The organism is Nostoc sp. DSM 114160, assembly GCF_053470305.1.
Genome location: NZ_JBPFGO010000002.1, coordinates 308,170 through 325,832, shown reverse-complemented (window position 1 = coordinate 325,832; position 17,663 = coordinate 308,170). Strand labels below are relative to the sequence as shown.

Sequence of the window (17,663 nt, the reverse complement as noted above, 5' to 3'; positions counted from 1 at the left end):
TAAGTGGGAAAACACAAGAATATCCTGGCATTAAAAAGCAATTTCTGGGCGAGCAATTGAACATTCTTTTAATCCCCTGACTGAACAAATAACGCTTGGCTAATTTGTTCAGTCAGGGGATTGTTAAGAAGTCTAAAAATGAAATCTCAAGCGATGCCTACGGCAGGCTGTGGTTTTGATCGGCTGCTGTAAAACCAGAAATATCGCGCCAGATCGTACAGTTGAAAATGACTTTTAGACTAGCTCTTTGACGTTTTGCCGTTCACCTACGGTTGATTCACTAAAGATGGCTACATACAACCATCCTGCTAAAATAGCCCCCAAGATCGGAGCTATCCAAAACAGCCAGACTTGCGAAAAAAGTTCTACACCTGCAAATAGAGCAACTCCCGTACTACGGGCAGGATTAACCGAGGTATTGGTTACAGGAATGCTAATTAGGTGAATTAAGGTGAGTCCAAAACCAATTGCTAGGGGTGCAAATCCCTTAGGAGCGCGGCTATCAGTCACACCCAGAATAATCAGTAGAAACATGAAAGTCATCACAACTTCAGTAATCAAACAAGCAAATAGTGTGTAACTACCTGGAGAATGAGTACCGTAACCGTTGGTAGCTAGTGGGTTGGAACCAGTCAGGGTAAATCCAGCTTTGCCGCTAGCAATTAGGTAGATAATGCCCGCACCAACAACTGCACCGATTACTTGAGAGGCGATATAAGGTAGTAAGTCAGATCCCGGAAAGCGCTTACCTGCCCACAATCCAAAGGAAACAGCTGGATTGAAATGACCACCAGAAATATGACCAAGAGCATAAACCCCTGTGAGGACAGTAAGCCCGAATGCCAAAGATACACCTACTAATCCAATCCCCAACGGAAAAGAAGTATTCTCGCTGATTTTTGCAGCATCTGCTGTGTAGGCTGCGGCTAGAACAGCACTACCACAGCCACCTAAAACAAGCCAAAATGTGCCGATAAATTCTGCCAAACAACGTTTTGTGAGAGACATTTTTGGAAAATTCCTTGTTTCGCTACAAATGAGTAATAGTTACGTTACACAATCTTTAAGTCATTGCTGTCAACAGAAAATCTATTGCCTTTATTTTGTGATGAAACTAAGCTGTCAACAGAAAATCTATTGCTTTTATTTTGTGATGAAACTAAATTGAAAAAAATCGGAATTTTTTTCTCAATAGTTAATTATCGTGATAAAATATGAAAATACAGTAAAATTTCAAATAACCAAAAAAATACTTAATTTTTTAATAATTTTCATTTTATATAGCGGTATGCAGTTGAGTGAAAAACAAAAATTTTCCTGAAATGATTTTACAGTAAGGGCTTTGGTATTCTTATCAAATCGATAACCGCTATAATATAGTTGTTGCAATCCGGTTGGTCTTAGCTTCAAAAACCGTAAACTGCTTAGCTTGCTTATCTAGTAATGGTATCAAGACAAACCCAACAAATGGCCAAAAATGTTGGGTTTAGTTCTTCAACCAACCTCCGATTTTCATTAACTCAAGCGTGTTGAGATTTTTGCTTTAGTTGGTTTCATGTCCAACACTCCCACACCTTCAGGCGTAGGAGTGTTACGCAGTTAGCTCGTCAAAAATTGAATTTATTCGTCAATCTGCCATGAATCCTTAGTTAATTCTTCATCCAGAATTCTCTTAGGACGCACAATGATCGTAATTTGTCCTAGTAGAGGAATTTCTGGCTCAGTTTCAAACCATTGAAAATCTAATTCACCACCATTTTCAACGACAAAATAGCTGGAGGCATCCCATTCTCGTTGGGCACGATCTATGACAACTAAGACTGGCTCTGTTTGGCTTTGGGTTTGGATGGGGAAGCGATCGCTATTTGCTAAAATCACTACTGGATCTTCTGCCGCCAATAGTACTTGCCAACCAGGTAAAGGTACCCAAGCTTGCTCTCCAGAAAACTTGACCATCCGAAAAGGTTCAATTTCTGTCACTATGGGCACAGCTTGCAAGTCTTGGCGTGATAATGGCAACTCTCCTACTACAGGCAAAATTCGGGGTAACTGTTCTTCAAATTCCAGGCGGTAAAACGGTAAAATTGGCGCTGGACGCTGAGGAACAGTAGTAAAATCAGTCAGTAGTTGTTCGATTTTTTGCCTTGCACCTGGCGTATGAGCAAAACGCAAACCTTTGGCAATTAGGCGCGATCGCTGTTGTAAATCTGCATTTTGGCGTGCTAGTTTCCAAACTTGGTGAGCAACCGCATCTCCAGGATGAGCAGAAAACCCTTCTGGCAAAGTGCGAAAATAGGAAAACTCTTTAATTGCTTTTGCTATATCCCGTGCCTCATCAGCATCAACATTGTGGGCAAATATCAGTTCGGCAGCGGCGGCGCGTTCTTCTTGAGTAAGTAAACGTAGCTCGTATAAAACATCGCTGCCACGTGTAGTATAGTGCGATCGCGTTTCTTGCGATACTCCAAACTTTTCCAAAGAATTGTAAACTTGAGAACCAACAACCACTTGGTTTTGTTGAATCGGCTCAAATCCAGTCGCCTCAAAAATTTCTTGGGGGTTGTAACCAATTTTTAGCAACGAGGCGATCGCGGCTCCCCATTCCACCCAGTTGCCTTGTTTTTGCCTCAGTCTTCGCAGTAACTCTTGTGCTACATCATTGTTAGCATTATCTTCGGGATTCTGAGTGTTGGGTGGTAGATCAGTCATAATCGGAGTGCAAGCTTCAACTTGAGAGGTTAATTAACACCTCATGAGCAAGTATTATTCTAATCTATACCCAGACCTACACCTCATCCACGATCAAAACTGCCATAGTTTTGCTGATTTAGTTAGTTTTTCTAGTGGAACATTTTTTCAGATATTTGGGCAGATAAATTTCCTCTGTAGCGCTCACTATTAGCGTTCTCAAATATGCAAAATAACTCCGTATAAACCCTTGGCGATTTTTGGCTATTCTCAACTAAACTTGGTATGGAATATAACAAGAGAGTGAATATTTAAAGGAAAATCTTATGGATAAACCCAATCTCGAAATTGATAAAGTCCAATCTCAAGTTATGACTCTCGAACGACCAAAAAAGCTGAAAATACTGGTAGTTGACGATGAGCCAGATAATCTCGATTTACTTTATCGCACATTTCGACGCGACTTTAATGTTCTAAAAGCTGATAGTGGGGTGAACGCTCTACAAGTTTTGGCGGCAGAAGGGGAGGTAGCGGTGATTATCTCCGATCAACGGATGCCAGAAATGAAAGGTACTGAATTTCTCAGCAAAACTGTACCTCAGTTTCCCGATACAGTAAGAATAATTCTCACTGGATTTACTGATATAGAAGACTTGGTAGAAGCAATTAATGCCGGACAAGTCTACAAATATATTACCAAGCCTTGGGACCCAGGGGAACTGAAGGCAGTAGTGCAAAGAGCAGCCGAAACCTACGACTTGCTTAAGCAACGTACAGAAGAATTACGCCGCGCTCATGCTCAAATGGCGTTACTGAGTGTTTTGGTACAGGTAACTCAAGCCGCTTCTAGCTTAGAAGAAACTCTCGCTCCCATTGCTAGGGCTGTGAGTGAAACTTTTGGGGCAGACGGCTGTATTTTACAACTTACAGATGGAAAAACTCTGGTTGCAACTCAAGGAACTTATAGCTATACAGGTACAATAGAAAATTGGCTATCTCTTGACCCACTAACCAAGGAAGCGATCGCTACAGGACAAATGCAAGTTTCCTTAAATGTACTTAAAGACACTAAATTAGTTGATGCAATTCACTACCAAAATACGGGCGTGCAAGCACACTTAGTCATCCCAATTAGCTACCGCAATCAACTTTTGGGTGTATTGTCGCTACAGTGGAAACAACCTTGCACTTTGCGAGAAGATGAATTGGTGCTAATTAATTTATCAGCGCAACTGGTAGCGATCGCTCTGACTAGTAGTCACTCCCATTAAGGTATTGTGTAGTTGTCATTAGTCATTTGTCCTTTATCCTTGGCAAATGACGAATGACTAACGATCAATGACTTATTGACCAATGACTAACGAAATTCAGTCCATTTTTAACCGTATTGCTCCAGTTTATGACCAGTTGAACGATTGGTTGAGTCTGGGACAGCATCGAATCTGGAAGGAAATGGCAGTAAAATGGAGTGCAGTTAAACCAGGAGATACTGCATTAGATTTGTGTTGCGGTAGTGGTGATTTAGCTTTACGTTTAGCACGGCGTATCGGAGCAACAGGGGGACAGGTGTATGGAGTGGATTTTTCCCAAAACCTGCTAGAAAAAGCTAAAGAACGCTCGTATTGGCAGTACCCGCAACCTGCTATCACCTGGGTAGAAGCTGATGTCCTGAATTTACCCTTTGACGACAACCAATTTGATGCTGCAACAATGGGCTATGGTTTAAGAAATGTTAAAGATATTCCCCGCAGTCTCCAAGAGTTATACCGTGTTTTGAAACCGGGAGCTAAAGCCGCAATTTTAGACTTTCATCGACCGAGTAATCCTCAGCTACGCGCCTTTCAACAGTGGTATTTGGACAATTTTGTGGTACCAGTTGCCAATTATTTAGGCTTAAAAGAAGAATATGCTTACATCAGTCCCAGCTTAGATCGCTTTCCCATCGGTAAAGAGCAAATAGAGTTAGCTCATCAAGTTGGTTTTGCAGTTGCCACACACTACCCCATTGCGAACGGTATGATGGGAGTGCTAGTGCTTAGTAAGTTAGGAGTTATTAGTTAAAAGTTATGAATTATCAGTAGTGATAAATTCTCATTTAAAATTTATCATTTCTAACTCCTAACTCTTCTAAAGACAAGGGTTAATCGCGTCTCTACTGTTAACTCCTAACTCCTAACTCCTAACTCTTAACTCCTAACTTTTAACTCCTGACTCTTGTACAGACAAGGGTTAATCGCGTCTCTCCTAACTCTTAACTTTTTTAATTCTTCCCTTGGACTGGTCTCATCTTTGGCTTTATGTGTCTCCCCCGGTACTGGGTGGAATTATTGGCTATTTCACAAATGATATAGCCATTAAAATGTTGTTCCGTCCTTACCAAGCAATTTATATTGCTGGACGAAGAGTACCCTTCACCCCTGGATTGATTCCCCGCAACCAGGAACGTTTGGCTTTGAACATTTCTAAAACAATCATGGGGTCACTTTTGACACCGCAAGAATTGCAAAATCTGGCGCGGCGTTTGTTGCAAACAGAACGCGTGCAATCAGCGATTCTTTGGTTGTTGCGATTAGCAATTGAACAAATCAAAACAGATAAAAACGAGAAAAGTGCCAAAATTGTAGCGGGAATTTTGCGGGATTTACTAGGGGAATCTTTGCCACGATTGCTTAAGGTTTTAGCGCGGCGTGAAGATTTTTTAGAAGCGCAGATAAATCAAATTTTTGACCAGATATTGCTGGAATTTCAACTGAGTGAAGAACAAGCTACACGGCTTGCTGATTGGTTGTTGCAAGTAGTTTTACCGCCGGATCTTTTACGCCAAACGATAGTTGATTTTTTGACCGATCGCACAATTCAAATTATCGATGAAGGCTTCCGCGAAAAAACCAGTGGAACTTATTGGGTAGTAGCAAATTTGTTTGGCTTACGTAATACTCTTACACGGCTACGAACTTTTTGTTTGGATGAAAAAGAGGTTGCTAATACTCGCTTGCAGGAATTGACTCAAGATTTGCAAATGCGCGATCGCATTCGCAAATTACTGCAAAATTTATCATTACAAAACTTGCCAATGGGTACGGTTCGTCAACTCCGAAAAACCACCCGCGAAAGTGTCCGCCATTACCTGCAAAATAGTGGCAGCGATTTTTTACAAGGATTAACTGATTCTGTTGATTGGGAAAATATTGCTGTAGTCCTGCTGAATCGTGTTAGTACTTCACCAGTTGTCAGTACTTCTTTAGAAGTCATGAGTCAAGAATTGGCTTTAATTTTAGAGAAGTATTTGGAAAAAGATTTAGAAGCAATTGTGGCGCAAGCAATTCCGATTTTGTCAATAGATCAAGTGATAGTCGATCGTGTAAAATCAACTTCACCTGCTGATTTAGAAGCTGCAATTGAGGGAATTGTCAAAAATGAATTGCAAGCAATTGTGACTTTAGGTGGTATTTTGGGTTTGGTTGTGGGGTTATTGCAATCAGTGTTTTTAGTATTAAGTCAATATTAATTTTTCTGTAAATTTGTATTACATTAGAGTTGCAAGTTCTGCCGATTTTGAAATGAGTGAAATTGAGCAATCGCCTTTTGAGAAGAGATGTGAGTAAAAAGCGATCGCCTAACTCAAAATCTGTGCTAAATCCAGCACCAATCCAGGTAATACATCCTCTCCTGATAAGCTAGTAGGCGATCGCAAAATCTCAACTTCCTGTCCTGGACGGTAAATTTCCACCTGTTGGTTTTGCGGATCGATCAGCCATCCTAAACGCACACCGTTGTCAATGTACTCCTGCATTTTTTGTTGCACTGTCTTTAAGCTGTCTGAAGCAGAGCGTAATTCTATCGCAAAATCTGGAGCGAGTGGTAGAAATTTGTCGGGGTCTGGATTCAGGGCTTCTAATCGCTCTCGGCTGACCCCAAGATGCATCTGGAGAGCGATTTGCGCCATTGGGGAGTTTAAAACCCGTTGAAGAATCAAAAGTCAAACCTGTGCCATCAGCGTCAGCCCAATTACCTAAGCGCTGTGTCAGTCTACTATTTCGATTTCCACTTTCCCATCCAGTTGGTGGCATGATAATTAATTCTCCTTCTGCTGTGCGCTCAAGTCGCAAATCTCGATTATTCTGACACAGTTGGAAGAACTGCTCATCTGTTAGTTCAATGGTGGGGCTGAGGTTCAGAATCAGGGCAGTCATAATTGCCTCTCAAGCTTGCTAACTGTAGCGTAGCACTCGGTTGACATAGTAGGTTGACTATCTAATAATTGCCATGCTTACTAGAGAGCTATTTTCAGTCATGTAGAAATTTGTTTCACTGTTGTCTGTCTGATAACAGCAGATGAAAGGTGATGTTTTTTCTCTCAGCTTATACTTGCAAGATGCTGTATTCAATCACACCCTCTTATTGTTCTGTTGACTTAGCCTATTTAGTCTAAATTTCAGAACCTACCCTCGCTCACAAGTAAAACAGAGAAAGCGTTATAGCTCTCCTTCAATGCTTATAGCATCATTTTGCTTTGCTATTAATTTTATAGTATTAAATTTTACATAGAGTTTAAAATTATCTTAGTTCAAGGCTTATATTGTAAATCTGATTAATATTAGAGAGTATATTAAATGAAAGAAAGACAAAAAATCACTAGGTTTAACGGAATATCAAAGTGGTTATCTAACTCAGTTAGTGAATCTGAAGATAAGCAATACACACATCGTCTGCTCAAAGAAGATAAAAACCAACGAGATATAATTCTCAGCGAATTAATATTAATCGTTCAAAAAGCTCATGGTGATGCTCGATCTCGCCTTCGTAAGTTAGCAGGGAATTCTCTTGCTCCATTTGGTGAATTTTCAGAAAGCGATCCCAGCGAAGGGTATCCTGAACGTCTTCACATCCAGACTCTTAAAGGTTTTTTTGGAGAGATATTTGCAGGGATTATTGCTGAAAACTTTTCTCCTTTTGAACATGATGACTGGGAAGTTCCTGCTTTCCTTTTTCGATTTCATCCAGTTGTGTTTCAGCATTTAGAATTTATAAATCAAACTGGAGAAAGTGCAAAGAACCAGCCTGGACGCACAGGTGATGATTGTCTTGCCTTTCGGCGTAATATTAAAGGAGAAATAATTGGTTATTTGGCTTGTGAAGCTAAATGCACAGCGAAACATGATACGGATATGATATCTGAGGCGCATAAAAAGGCAAGTGCTGCAAATATAAAGTCAGTTGATATTTTGCAAATAATAGAAATTCTACTAGATTATAATGATTCTTTTTCATCAGAATGGGTTAATGCTCTAAGACTTTTACGAGAAGAAAAGACTAATCAAATTTATAAACGCTGCGATTTAGTTAGTTATATCTGTGGTCAACATCCTATCAAAAAAGCAGCCTGGATATCTACTGAAACAGCCCACGAAAAATATACAGGAGGAAGAAGACTTGAAGCTGTTGAAATTCACCTGCATGAAGTTGAAAAGCTGATTACAACAGTGTACAGTCAGCGGACAATTGTTGAGGTTTCAACACAGGTTTATAACCCAACAATCCAACAACCACATGATGCAGAGGTTGCAAAAACAAACTCTGATGTCATAGTAGAGGGAGAAGTTCTGCAAAATGAGATGACTCAACCAAGTAACGAAGTCATTGCTTTAGCGACAGAACTACAAAATAGTCTGGCGGGTAGCAAGCTAACTCCAGCAATTGCAAAACTTTATAGCCAACATACCAGACTTCGCGCAGGAGAAAAGGGATTAACTGGGTGGCGAGAAGATGAAGCGGGTGAACGATTAAATGATGCTATGCGCCTTATTGAGGCTGCATTTATCCAGCGAGAAACTGGAGATACTAACTGGCGTAATCGAATGCTAAGGGCTGGTGAGTTATTTGAATGGCTATCTCATCCCCAACTAAACCCAGATATTTTACCAATTCGTTTACTTGCAGCAGCTGTGTATGAACTTGCTGGTTATCCTGCTAGGGCTGCGGGTTTACTCAATGAAGATATAAGTGAGGGAATAGAGTCAGAAATTCTACGTTCGTTGCTAAAAGCTGATTTTCCCATTTTATTGCAACAGCTGACAGAATATTGGGCAACTGCAAGTTCATCAAATTTCCAAACTGAAACAAGTCTTCTTTGGGATGAGACTGATACAACTGCTGACAGATTTAACAAGTTGATTGTTAAAAAAACTGCTAGTTCTTTAGGAATTTTATGTGCAAAAATGCGCTGGGGAAATGAACCAAGATTAGAAAAAGCTATTGAAAAGCTTTCTGATATTGCTAAAGTGCTTCTTCATGGACATGACACTTATTCTTGGCTTTTAGGTAAGTTATGTGCTGAAGTTGCTTATGTATATATAGAAACTTCTCTACGACATCATTTAGAAGCACTTTCTCAGATGATTACCCAAAATGGTAAAACTTTCTTGGAGCGTTATTTACGCCAAAGTTATCAAAAGTGTAAAACTTTAGCATGGCGTTCTCAAATTTGTGGAATTGAACGACTAGCAATAACAGAATCATTTGCGCTTTGTACTCCTACAGGTTCAGGAAAAACAACGATAGCTGAAATTGCTATTTTGCAAAGCTTGTTTTTTGAAACAACAAATTCTAACAACTTAAGTAACTCGGCCCCTTTAGTAATTTACTTAGTGCCAAGCAGAGCGCTTGCTACAGAAGTTGAATCAAGTTTGTCTCGTGTTTTAAAGCGTTCCACTAATAACAATGTTATATAGGAATCATATTTGATTTCTGAAAAAACTAAGAGATAATACTGAGGTGTGTATCTGTCTAAGAACGAACAATGATAAACCAGGATCTACAAGCCGCGATCGCAGAACTACAAGAATTTATAGATGATCGCCCAGATGCGCGTGAGGTAAGGAAAGCTTTGGCAGTTAAACTGGTTTATCAAGGTTACAAGTATGAAGAAATTCAAATAATTTTAGATGTGTCACTTGGTTCGATAACAAGCTGGAAACAAGCCTACGAGGAATATGGAATTTCGGGGCTGCACTTGAACCACAAGGGAAGAAAAGGCTACTTAACTGCTCAACAACGAGAAGAAATCTTAAGTTGGTTGCAAACAAAGGAGTGTTGGGAACTTGGCGAACTCGAATATAAATTGGCTTTTGAATACGATCTAACTTATGAATCAAAACGGAGCTATTACGATTTATTTGATGCGGCAGGAATTAGTTGGAAGAAAACTACTTCTTTGAATCCAAAAGCTGACGAGGATGCTGTTGCTGCAAAAAAAAAAGAGATTGAAACACTGTTGGCAAGGCATCGGGAGGAAATCGAGACAGGAAAGTTAAAAGTATTACTGCTTGATGAATGTCATTTAATGTGGGGAGATTTAAGCGGATATGTTTGGGGAAGAACTGACCAAGAGATAACAGTGAGAGTTGTTAATGTACGAGATAAACAGACATACTACGGGGCAGTTGACTATTTGAAGGGAGGCTTACTGCTCAAAGCATATAACGCAGGTAACTCAGAAAATACGATTGATTATCTACGTTATTTATTAGATCAGTCGCCCAACCAAAGATTACTTCTTTTTTGGGATGGTGCTTCTTACCATCGTTCACATCTGGTTCAAAACTTTTTAGGCGAGATAAACCTTGGTTTGTCTCAAGAACACTGGAAAATTCATTGTGAACGCTAAAGCCCCTAATTGCCCATCACAAAATCCAATTGAGGATATTTGGTTACAAGCTAAAACTTGGGTACGGCGTTTCTGTGCTTTGATTCCTTCGTTCTCTCATCTCAAATGGATGTTTGAGTGGTTTCTCCGAGACACTACCTTTGATTTTGCCACTCTTCAAATGTACGGAGCTTTTTCAGAAATCAAATACTAGTCCTATAGTTACAGGTTTGTATGGTGGAACTGACTGGGGGCCAACAGATGTATGGCTGACATCAGAACAGCCAACAGTTTTAATTTGCACTTATGAAAAAGCAGAAGCTTTAATGAAATTCTTAGGACCTCTATTTATTCGTAGAGTATCGCTTATTGTACTTGATGAAGCCCACGCAGTTCAATTCGATGGTAATAAAGATTCTTTGCAAAAAGCTGAGAATAGATCCTTACGATTAGAGTCATTAAGTGCAAGACTATTTACTTATATAGAACAAAATCATAGCCGAATTATTGCACTATCCGCTGTCGCATCAGAAATAGAAGGTGCTTTAGCAAGCTGGGTAGAGAATTCAACTAACGCTAGCCCAGCAAAGACAAATTACAGAAGTACACGTCAATTAATAGGTCGTCTTGAATGCCTGCCAGGAAGAAGATTTGAAATACGCTATGACTTACTGGATGGAAGAAAATTAGAATTTCAAGAAGGTGGTCAAGCTGACACACCTTTTATTCCAAATCCTTTTCCGACATATCCTCCTGTGCCAAAGGGAAAAAAAGAAGGAGTTGAAAAGAGGTTACGCCCTTATCTTTTTTGGGCAGCTATGCACTTAGCTGCACCAGATGAAAAAGGACAAAGACGTACTGTTCTTATTTCAGTAACACAACAGATTGGTGGTTATGCTGAAGACTTCCTCAAATTATTGAATTCAGCATGGTCAAAAGTAGAAAAGCCTTCATTTTTTAAAGACCCTAGTGTCTTGCAGTTTAATAATGTACTAATTAAATTGTTGAACGGCATTTACCAACTCCCAAACCTCCGAACCGAATTAATGTCAATTTGCTGAAAGATTTTAGCAAGGCTCCAAGTAAAAATTGGAGAGTAGTACCAGTAGAAATTGGGGATGATATTCAATGGTTTGATTTAGCAGGATTTCCACTCGCAATTTGTCAAAAGCCTGAAAAGTGGCAGTCTGATTTTCTAAATACCTACGATTTCATGCTAGATGCAGAAAATCGATTTGTTTCATCAAAGGTTTATGTTTGACTTTTCAAGGGATGCTTTATCAGCAAAGGCTCAATATCTGCTTCTAGAGTATCTTTAACTTTAGAAGGCTGACGAATTGGAGCGATCGCAGAATGATCCGGTTTTACTGTCCAGTCGTAATGGCGAAGCAGTGTGGAAAGCACGATTTTCATTTCCATCTGGGCAAATTCCATGCCTAAACATCTGTGAGAACCATGACCAAAACCCATTAGTGCTAAAGGATGTTTCTTATCTTCTTCACGAGGTGGTGCAAAGCGATCGGGGTCGAAGCGATCAGGATCGGTGTACAGTTCTGGTAAACGGTGAGTCAGCATCGGCGAGATAGTCACAAACCAACCTGCTGGGATGCGATAACCTGCATACTCAATATCCTTGAGAACTCCACGATTATAGGCATACACTGGCGGATAGAGCCTTTCTGCTTCCTTGAGGACGTTGGTTAAATCTGAAAGTTGTTTGAGATGGGACAGGTTAAGAGGATTATTTCCCACAACTGCTAATTGTTCTTTACGCAGTCGCTCTCGCCATTCTGGGTGATTACCTAATTCAAAGATTACCCAAGTCAGCAATGAGGCTGTTGTCTCATGTCCAGCAAATAGTAATAATAGTGCCTCGTTGATTATCTGTGCTTCGCTCAACTTATTGCCGTCTTCATCAACAGCTGCTAGCAGTAATCCCAAAACATCTTTTGATTCTTCTAAGTTACCTTGCTCGATACGCTGTGCGATTTCTTGACGCAAGAAAGCTACTAACTTACCCCTAGCATTTTGACCGCGACCATATAAAGTAAAAGGGACATTCAATTTGAATATCGCCATACTGCTAGAGAGCAGTTGTGTAAACCACTGACTGGTTTGCTCAACTTCGCTCTTATTCTGACTTCCCAAAAACAGACGAGTCGCAACCATTAGGGTAAGCTGACGGAAACTAGAATTTAGAGGAATTGTTCTCTGTCCCCAATCTTTGAGGAAGTCTTGCACAATATTTTCAATAGTATCGAAGTATGTAGCGATCGCTGTGCCGTGAAATGCTGGATACATTAAGCGACGAGTTAGGCGATGTTCTTCCCCATCTTGTAATAAAATATTGTTGCCAAATGTTGATTCTAAGAAATACCACCCGATCCGCGACGACATATTTTCCGCCTGTTCCACCAGCACCAGCCGATTAGCATCAGGGCCAATTAAATAAGCACGTTTACGCCCCATGAGGCTCGTTTTAAAAACTGAACCATGCTGCTGGAATCTTCGCCATAGATACAGTTCTAAATCCCGAAATATTTCTAAAGTCTCCCCCAAGATGGGCAAGCCATAGCTACCAGGCATTGACTCGGCGGATTTTAGCTGCCGCATATTTGAGTACCTCCAGCAGTAATTAGCTACAGTATCTACTTAATTGTAAAGCGCAGTTAGGTTCCCACCAGAGGAAGCTTTGATGAACGGAATATTTGGAACTAAAAAATGGATGGCTGAACTTGCTAGAAAAGGTGAAAGTTCTACTTCTGCTGCAAAATCTGAGACATATCGACTAAATGGTACAAATTGAAACTACGATCGCACCTCAAAAAAAAACCTCTTAACAACATTATTAACAGATGTGCGTAGGCATAGACATCGCATTACGAATTCCGCCCAGTGCTACTAGCCTTTAACTTCGGATAAGCAATGCGTTTGTGATGAAATTGCTCCCAAACATCCACAAATATCTGGGCAATTTGTGACATCTCTTCCCGTTTTAATCCTGAATCTACGAGTTGATTGTCTTGCCACTTGGCACGCAGGATATTATTTAGCATTGCTAAAGCTTGTTCTGTGGAGACATCTTTAACCGATCGCTTTTCTCCCACAGATTTAGCCGATACTTGCAGCGATCGCAGCGCTGCTTCACAAGAATCTGCTAACATGACAATTCCGGTTTCTCGTGACTGGGGAATTGGCCCATCGTAACGAAAGTCTGCGTCATCTACAGTTAAACTTGGATCTTCTTGAGCCATTTGCTGGGCTTGGTGATGGAAATAAGCAATCAGTATCGTTCCCTGATGCTCTGGAATAAAAGCTTGAATCGCCGTAGGTAAGAGGTGTTTACGCGCCATTACCAACCCTTCACTTACGTGCTTTTTGATAATTTCTGCACTCTTCCAAGGATCTTTAATCTCTGTATCGTGTTTATTCGGCCCGCCCATTTGATTTTCAATAAAACCAAGAGGGTCATGCATTTTGCCAATATCGTGATATAGTGTCCCAGCTCTGACTAGTTCAACATTGCATCCTAATTCTTTGGCAGCAGCTTCAGCCAGAGTCGCCACAAGCAACGTATGTTGAAAAGTTCCCGGAGTTTCAGTAGCGAGTCGTTTTAATAAAGGGCGGTTAGGGTTCGCCAGTTCTGCTAGGCGAATTGGGGTAACTAAATCAAAAACTTTTTCTAGATAAGGACTCAAACCCAAGGCGATAACACTCCAGCCTAAGCCGGATAAAGCAAATAATCCCGCTTCTTGGAAGACAATATACCAGGTTGAACCAAATACTTGACCAATTAAAATTTTAACAAGCAGGTAAATGCCACCTTGAGTTAAGGCGATCGCAACGCCTAATAATGCCAACTCTTCACGCGATCGCAATCGGTGAGCAATATAACTACCTAATATTCCTCCTCCGACACCAGCTAAAAGCGCAGCCTTGCTCATATCCAAACTAATGCCTAATATCGGCCACAGCAGGCCGACAACTGTCAACCCCAAAGTGGGGCCGTAAAAGCTTCCCAACAATAAACCAAGGGCGCTCCAAGTGGTATAGGGCAATCCAATGACGATTACTCCTGGCACACTCAGAGTTAGCAATAACACCAACAGGCGATCGCGTTGTCGCAATTCGTAATCAATATGGCGTTCTACCCAGACAAAAATGCCAATCGCGATCGCGATCGCGCCTCCCAACTTCACCAATTCCTGCCACTTTACCTCCCGACGAATCAAATGATAATGCTCCAGTACCTCAAAGTCCCATGCAGTAATCTGCGCTCCTTTTTTGACAATCACCTCACCCTGCCGTACTTTCACCATCACGGGTGGCACTCCAGCCGCCGCCTTTTGAGCATTTTGTCTGGTTTGTTCTTCATCCTTTTGCAGATTCGGCTTGAGTACAGCTAACAACAGATTCTTTGCCAAAGTTTCAGCGGATTCTGGTACAAAAGTCTGTAATTGTAAACTCACCGCATCTTGCAAGATATTTTTTGGCAGTCCCTGTGGAATGCCTTGGGTGAGAATCCGCTCTATACTTTGATGGATTCCTATTTGGGTTTTTTCCCATTCCACATCTGATAAATCCAAAAGTAGAGATTCTTCATATACTGCTTCGGGGGTAACAGTCTCTAACTTTAAAAGTTTGGTAGTGGCTTGGATGTATCTTTGACGTGTTTGGGAAATTTCGGCAATCACTAAGGACAAGCTTTTCTCTGGAGTTGTGAGACGGTAAGATTCTAGTTCTGCTACAGCTTGAGTAAAATCAGTGTTTTGAGAAAAATCTACTGGCTGTGTCTTTTGTAGACTCTGGGAATCAGATTTGGATGTGATGCGTGGTTGCCGTTTCTGATTGGGTGCAGCTGGGGTGGTTTGTCCCCGATTCTTTTCTGCTGCTGATTTTTACTATTTTCTACAGCCGATAGCACTGCTTGCCATTCCGACTCAGAACAAGAGCGGAGGTAACGTTGGGTGGAGATGGATAAAACTACAGGATCGAAAAAAGGAAAAGCTCCAGCAACAGCGCGAATTTCGTTGCCATCATCTAGAAGTTGTTGCAAATTTTCGTTGATTTTTTCGTTGACTCGCGCATCAAGCATCAACACCTGTAAGGAGCTTGTGCTGACGGCTTTGCGCTCGGCTTCGGTTTTTTTCTGATCTTCGATGCTAGCTGTGTAAGGCGCTGTAATCGTTTGGGGTGCAGGATGTCCTACTTGGAGTTGAGTCTGGTTGTATAATTTATGACCAATAATACCTGTAAGGGATACTACAGCGATCGCCAAAATCACCGAGTAACGCTGTTTATATGCCCAATCTAAACAGACTGTACAAATACTACTCTTAATGTTGACAGATTTTGCCTTTGACCTGAGCGCTCTTTCTTGTTTTCGGCGTTCGCTTTTCTTATTGGTTTTTGATAAAAACAGAAATACATTCTTGAGCATAGTCCTTAGAAGTTTCCTTCTATGGGTTTTACCTTTGGGACTTCTCATTAACTTTCCTTTACGGCGTAGTGTTTTGTACTGTCGCCGCCAGTGAGTCAATTGCTGGTTCAAGAACTGCAAAAATTTATGCATTTTCATTATCTCTACCTGCAATTGCCGACTTTGATAGTTCAAAAAAGACAATCATCAGGAAAGTTCGATCTGCGACGGTTGTAACTAGATGGTGCGGCTTTTTTATTGCTGATTTACCACAATAGTTAGCTACAGAATCAGTCCAAGGGTTTACTGAAAAATACTAGTATATGAAATTAATACAACTGTGGCGGAAGTTTGCCTAGCTTTAACCTCTTATCTGGTTAATTTAAGATTAACGCGACCGAATAACGCGAGGAGCTGCGTAAACTGAAAGCAAAGCCATTTCACATCCCTCCTCTGTTAACTCTTTTGGGTTTAAGGTAAGATTATACACTCCTGACCATACCCCTACAAATGCATCGGTCAATTCTAACACTTGAGAAAAGCTAGTTAGTCCCCATACTGGAGAATTCCTCTGCAAGAGCAAGACTTGCCAATTTACGGGAATTCCGCCTATGCCGTTATATGCTCCCGACAAAGCACCAGTAATTGCACCTGTAGCCTGTGAATTTAGAAGCGTAGCATCTTGTTGAGAATTGCGATTGTGAGTAGCCTGTAAAACTGTCAGGCGAAAGTCTTCTAAGGTACTCAAAAAGCAGTAAAATGCCATAGCAATAGTGTTACTAAGTTTTTCTTCCCTAGCAAACTCAGCTTGGGTCGTTGATAATCCGGCTCCTTGCTCTAATAAATTCTGGACTCTTAATAATTTTTTTGGGATTGATGTCGGTGTTTCTCCGATAAAAGAAATTGTTTGTGGGATAAGAGTTAGAGGGTCAAGTTTTTCAGTTAGGGCAAGAGCGATCGCATATCCTACTGCTAGTGTTCCATCCCTGATTACTGGATCATCCTCCCAGATTTTCAGCACACGCAACAAGTTTTGTCGCAGCTTAATCGGATTTTCGTGGAAAAAGAGGGCTACTGGTAATGTGGCAATAATTATTTTTATCGAGATGTCATCAGTTACTACTAAATGAGGAGATTCTTCTTGCTGACGCTCTATCCAATTATCTAAATCTAATCTACCCAAGGCAATCAAACTCTGGATACCCAGAACCGCCATTATACCTAAATCTAGGGAACTCTCAAACTGTACTTTACCACCAGAAGCTAAACTTCCTCCCAGGATTGCTCCGAGTAAAGTTCCTTTAAACCGACTTATAGGAGAGTAACGCATGAATTATATAGTTAAAAGTGAGTAGTGAGGAGTGAGGAGTTAATGAGAGATTGCTAATTCCTAACTCTTGTAGAGACGCGATTAATCGCGTCTCTACTACTAATTCCCAACTCCTAACTCCTGACTCCTAACTCCTAACTCTTAAATGATCTATCAAAGCTTGTAAACCCAATAAGTAACTTTGAACCCCAAAACCACTTATTTGCCCGATCGCAACTGGGGCGATATAAGAATGATGGCGAAATTCTTCCCGACGGTAAATGTTACTCAGATGTACTTCCACTGTGGGCAAGTTAACAGCAGCGATCGCATCTCGCAAGGCCACACTTGTGTGGGTGTATGCTCCTGCATTAATCAGAATTCCCTGATGTTGCCCTAACGCACTATGAATAGTATCTACCAAAATTCCTTCGTGATTTGACTGCAATGGAAAAACTTTCGCCTGTAATTTGAATGCTTCTTCTTCTAACAGGCGATTAATTTCAGCTAGTGTCAGCGAACCATAGATTCCTGGTTCTCGCTGTCCTAGCAAATTTAAGTTTGGCCCATGCAGTGCCAGAATACTTAAGGATTGCAACGCC

13 protein-coding genes and 2 pseudogenes are annotated in these 17,663 nt (G+C 40.9%); 7 read left to right on the top strand and 8 right to left on the bottom strand.

The window, feature by feature from the left end:
* Positions 1-234: 234 nt before the first annotated feature.
* Positions 235-1,008 (bottom strand): aquaporin Z, encoded by a 774-nt coding sequence (aqpZ, locus tag NSTCB13_RS18440; protein ID WP_445631341.1) that lies wholly within the window; start codon positions 1,006-1,008, stop codon positions 235-237.
* A gap of 612 nt (positions 1,009-1,620) precedes the next feature.
* Complete coding sequence (locus NSTCB13_RS18435) at positions 1,621-2,709, bottom strand: RuBisCO accumulation factor 1 (protein WP_445631342.1); 1,089 nt, start codon at positions 2,707-2,709, stop codon at positions 1,621-1,623.
* A gap of 305 nt (positions 2,710-3,014) precedes the next feature.
* Between NSTCB13_RS18435 and NSTCB13_RS18430 the strand changes: the two genes are divergently transcribed.
* From NSTCB13_RS18430 to NSTCB13_RS18420, 3 genes are all read left to right on the top strand, one after another.
* A complete protein-coding gene (locus NSTCB13_RS18430; RefSeq protein WP_448273413.1) occupies positions 3,015-3,959 on the top strand; it encodes a response regulator in 945 nt (314 codons plus the stop codon).
* An 82-nt stretch (positions 3,960-4,041) separates the two neighbouring features.
* A complete protein-coding gene (gene ubiE / locus NSTCB13_RS18425) occupies positions 4,042-4,749 on the top strand; it encodes a bifunctional demethylmenaquinone methyltransferase/2-methoxy-6-polyprenyl-1,4-benzoquinol methylase UbiE (RefSeq protein ID WP_448273411.1) in 708 nt (235 codons plus the stop codon).
* Between the two features lie 211 nt (positions 4,750-4,960).
* Positions 4,961-6,196 (top strand): DUF445 domain-containing protein, encoded by a 1,236-nt coding sequence (locus NSTCB13_RS18420; protein WP_445631345.1) that lies wholly within the window; start codon positions 4,961-4,963, stop codon positions 6,194-6,196.
* Positions 6,197-6,304: 108 nt separating this feature from the next.
* On the opposite strand, the pseudogene NSTCB13_RS18415 reads toward NSTCB13_RS18420, so the two are convergent.
* A pseudogene (locus NSTCB13_RS18415) lies at positions 6,305-6,881 on the bottom strand (Uma2 family endonuclease).
* A gap of 420 nt (positions 6,882-7,301) precedes the next feature.
* On the opposite strand from NSTCB13_RS18415, the gene NSTCB13_RS18410 reads away from it, so the two are divergent.
* The 4 genes and pseudogenes from NSTCB13_RS18410 to NSTCB13_RS18395 all read left to right on the top strand — a co-directional run bounded on the left by NSTCB13_RS18410 (position 7,302) and on the right by NSTCB13_RS18395 (position 11,594).
* On the top strand, positions 7,302-9,419 hold the full coding sequence (locus NSTCB13_RS18410) for a DEAD/DEAH box helicase (protein ID WP_448273410.1): 2,118 nt from the start codon (positions 7,302-7,304) through the stop codon (positions 9,417-9,419).
* A gap of 92 nt (positions 9,420-9,511) precedes the next feature.
* A pseudogene (locus tag NSTCB13_RS18405) lies at positions 9,512-10,547 on the top strand (IS630 family transposase); the annotation flags it as partial.
* 16 nt (positions 10,548-10,563) lie between these two features.
* A complete protein-coding gene (locus NSTCB13_RS18400; protein WP_448273409.1) occupies positions 10,564-11,394 on the top strand; it encodes a hypothetical protein in 831 nt (276 codons plus the stop codon).
* Entirely contained in the window at positions 11,388-11,594 is a 207-nt protein-coding gene (locus NSTCB13_RS18395) for a hypothetical protein (protein WP_448273407.1), read from the top strand. The genes NSTCB13_RS18400 and NSTCB13_RS18395 overlap by 7 nt, the downstream gene beginning before the upstream one ends.
* Here NSTCB13_RS18395 and NSTCB13_RS18390 read toward each other — a convergent pair.
* The 5 genes from NSTCB13_RS18390 to aroQ all read right to left on the bottom strand — a co-directional run bounded on the left by NSTCB13_RS18390 (position 11,585) and on the right by aroQ (position 17,659).
* The gene (locus NSTCB13_RS18390) at positions 11,585-12,946 is read right to left on the bottom strand and encodes a cytochrome P450 (protein ID WP_448273406.1); all 1,362 of its coding nucleotides are present in this window, start codon (positions 12,944-12,946) and stop codon (positions 11,585-11,587) included. The genes NSTCB13_RS18395 and NSTCB13_RS18390 overlap by 10 nt on opposite strands.
* A gap of 266 nt (positions 12,947-13,212) precedes the next feature.
* The gene (locus NSTCB13_RS18385) at positions 13,213-15,162 is read right to left on the bottom strand and encodes an HD family phosphohydrolase (RefSeq protein ID WP_448274181.1); all 1,950 of its coding nucleotides are present in this window, start codon (positions 15,160-15,162) and stop codon (positions 13,213-13,215) included.
* Entirely contained in the window at positions 15,114-15,911 is a 798-nt protein-coding gene (locus NSTCB13_RS18380) for a hypothetical protein (protein ID WP_448273405.1), read from the bottom strand. The genes NSTCB13_RS18385 and NSTCB13_RS18380 overlap by 49 nt, the downstream gene beginning before the upstream one ends.
* A gap of 229 nt (positions 15,912-16,140) precedes the next feature.
* Complete coding sequence (locus NSTCB13_RS18375; RefSeq protein ID WP_448273403.1) at positions 16,141-17,082, bottom strand: ADP-ribosylglycohydrolase family protein; 942 nt, start codon at positions 17,080-17,082, stop codon at positions 16,141-16,143.
* Between the two features lie 127 nt (positions 17,083-17,209).
* Positions 17,210-17,659, bottom strand: a complete 450-nt coding sequence (aroQ, locus tag NSTCB13_RS18370; protein WP_448273402.1) for a type II 3-dehydroquinate dehydratase — start codon at positions 17,657-17,659, stop codon at positions 17,210-17,212.
* Positions 17,660-17,663 lie beyond the last annotated feature (4 nt).

Coding starts and splice junctions, on each gene's coding strand:
- NSTCB13_RS18430 (WP_448273413.1), top strand. CDS start 3,015: ATGGATAAACCCAATCTCGAAATTGATAAAGTCCAATCTCAAGTTATG.
- NSTCB13_RS18380 (WP_448273405.1), bottom strand. CDS start 15,911: ATGAAAATGCATAAATTTTTGCAGTTCTTGAACCAGCAATTGACTCAC.
- ubiE (WP_448273411.1), top strand. CDS start 4,042: ATGACTAACGAAATTCAGTCCATTTTTAACCGTATTGCTCCAGTTTAT.
- NSTCB13_RS18435 (WP_445631342.1), bottom strand. CDS start 2,709: ATGACTGATCTACCACCCAACACTCAGAATCCCGAAGATAATGCTAAC.
- NSTCB13_RS18375 (WP_448273403.1), bottom strand. CDS start 17,082: ATGCGTTACTCTCCTATAAGTCGGTTTAAAGGAACTTTACTCGGAGCA.
- aqpZ (WP_445631341.1), bottom strand. CDS start 1,008: ATGTCTCTCACAAAACGTTGTTTGGCAGAATTTATCGGCACATTTTGG.
- NSTCB13_RS18390 (WP_448273406.1), bottom strand. CDS start 12,946: ATGCGGCAGCTAAAATCCGCCGAGTCAATGCCTGGTAGCTATGGCTTG.
- NSTCB13_RS18410 (WP_448273410.1), top strand. CDS start 7,302: ATGAAAGAAAGACAAAAAATCACTAGGTTTAACGGAATATCAAAGTGG.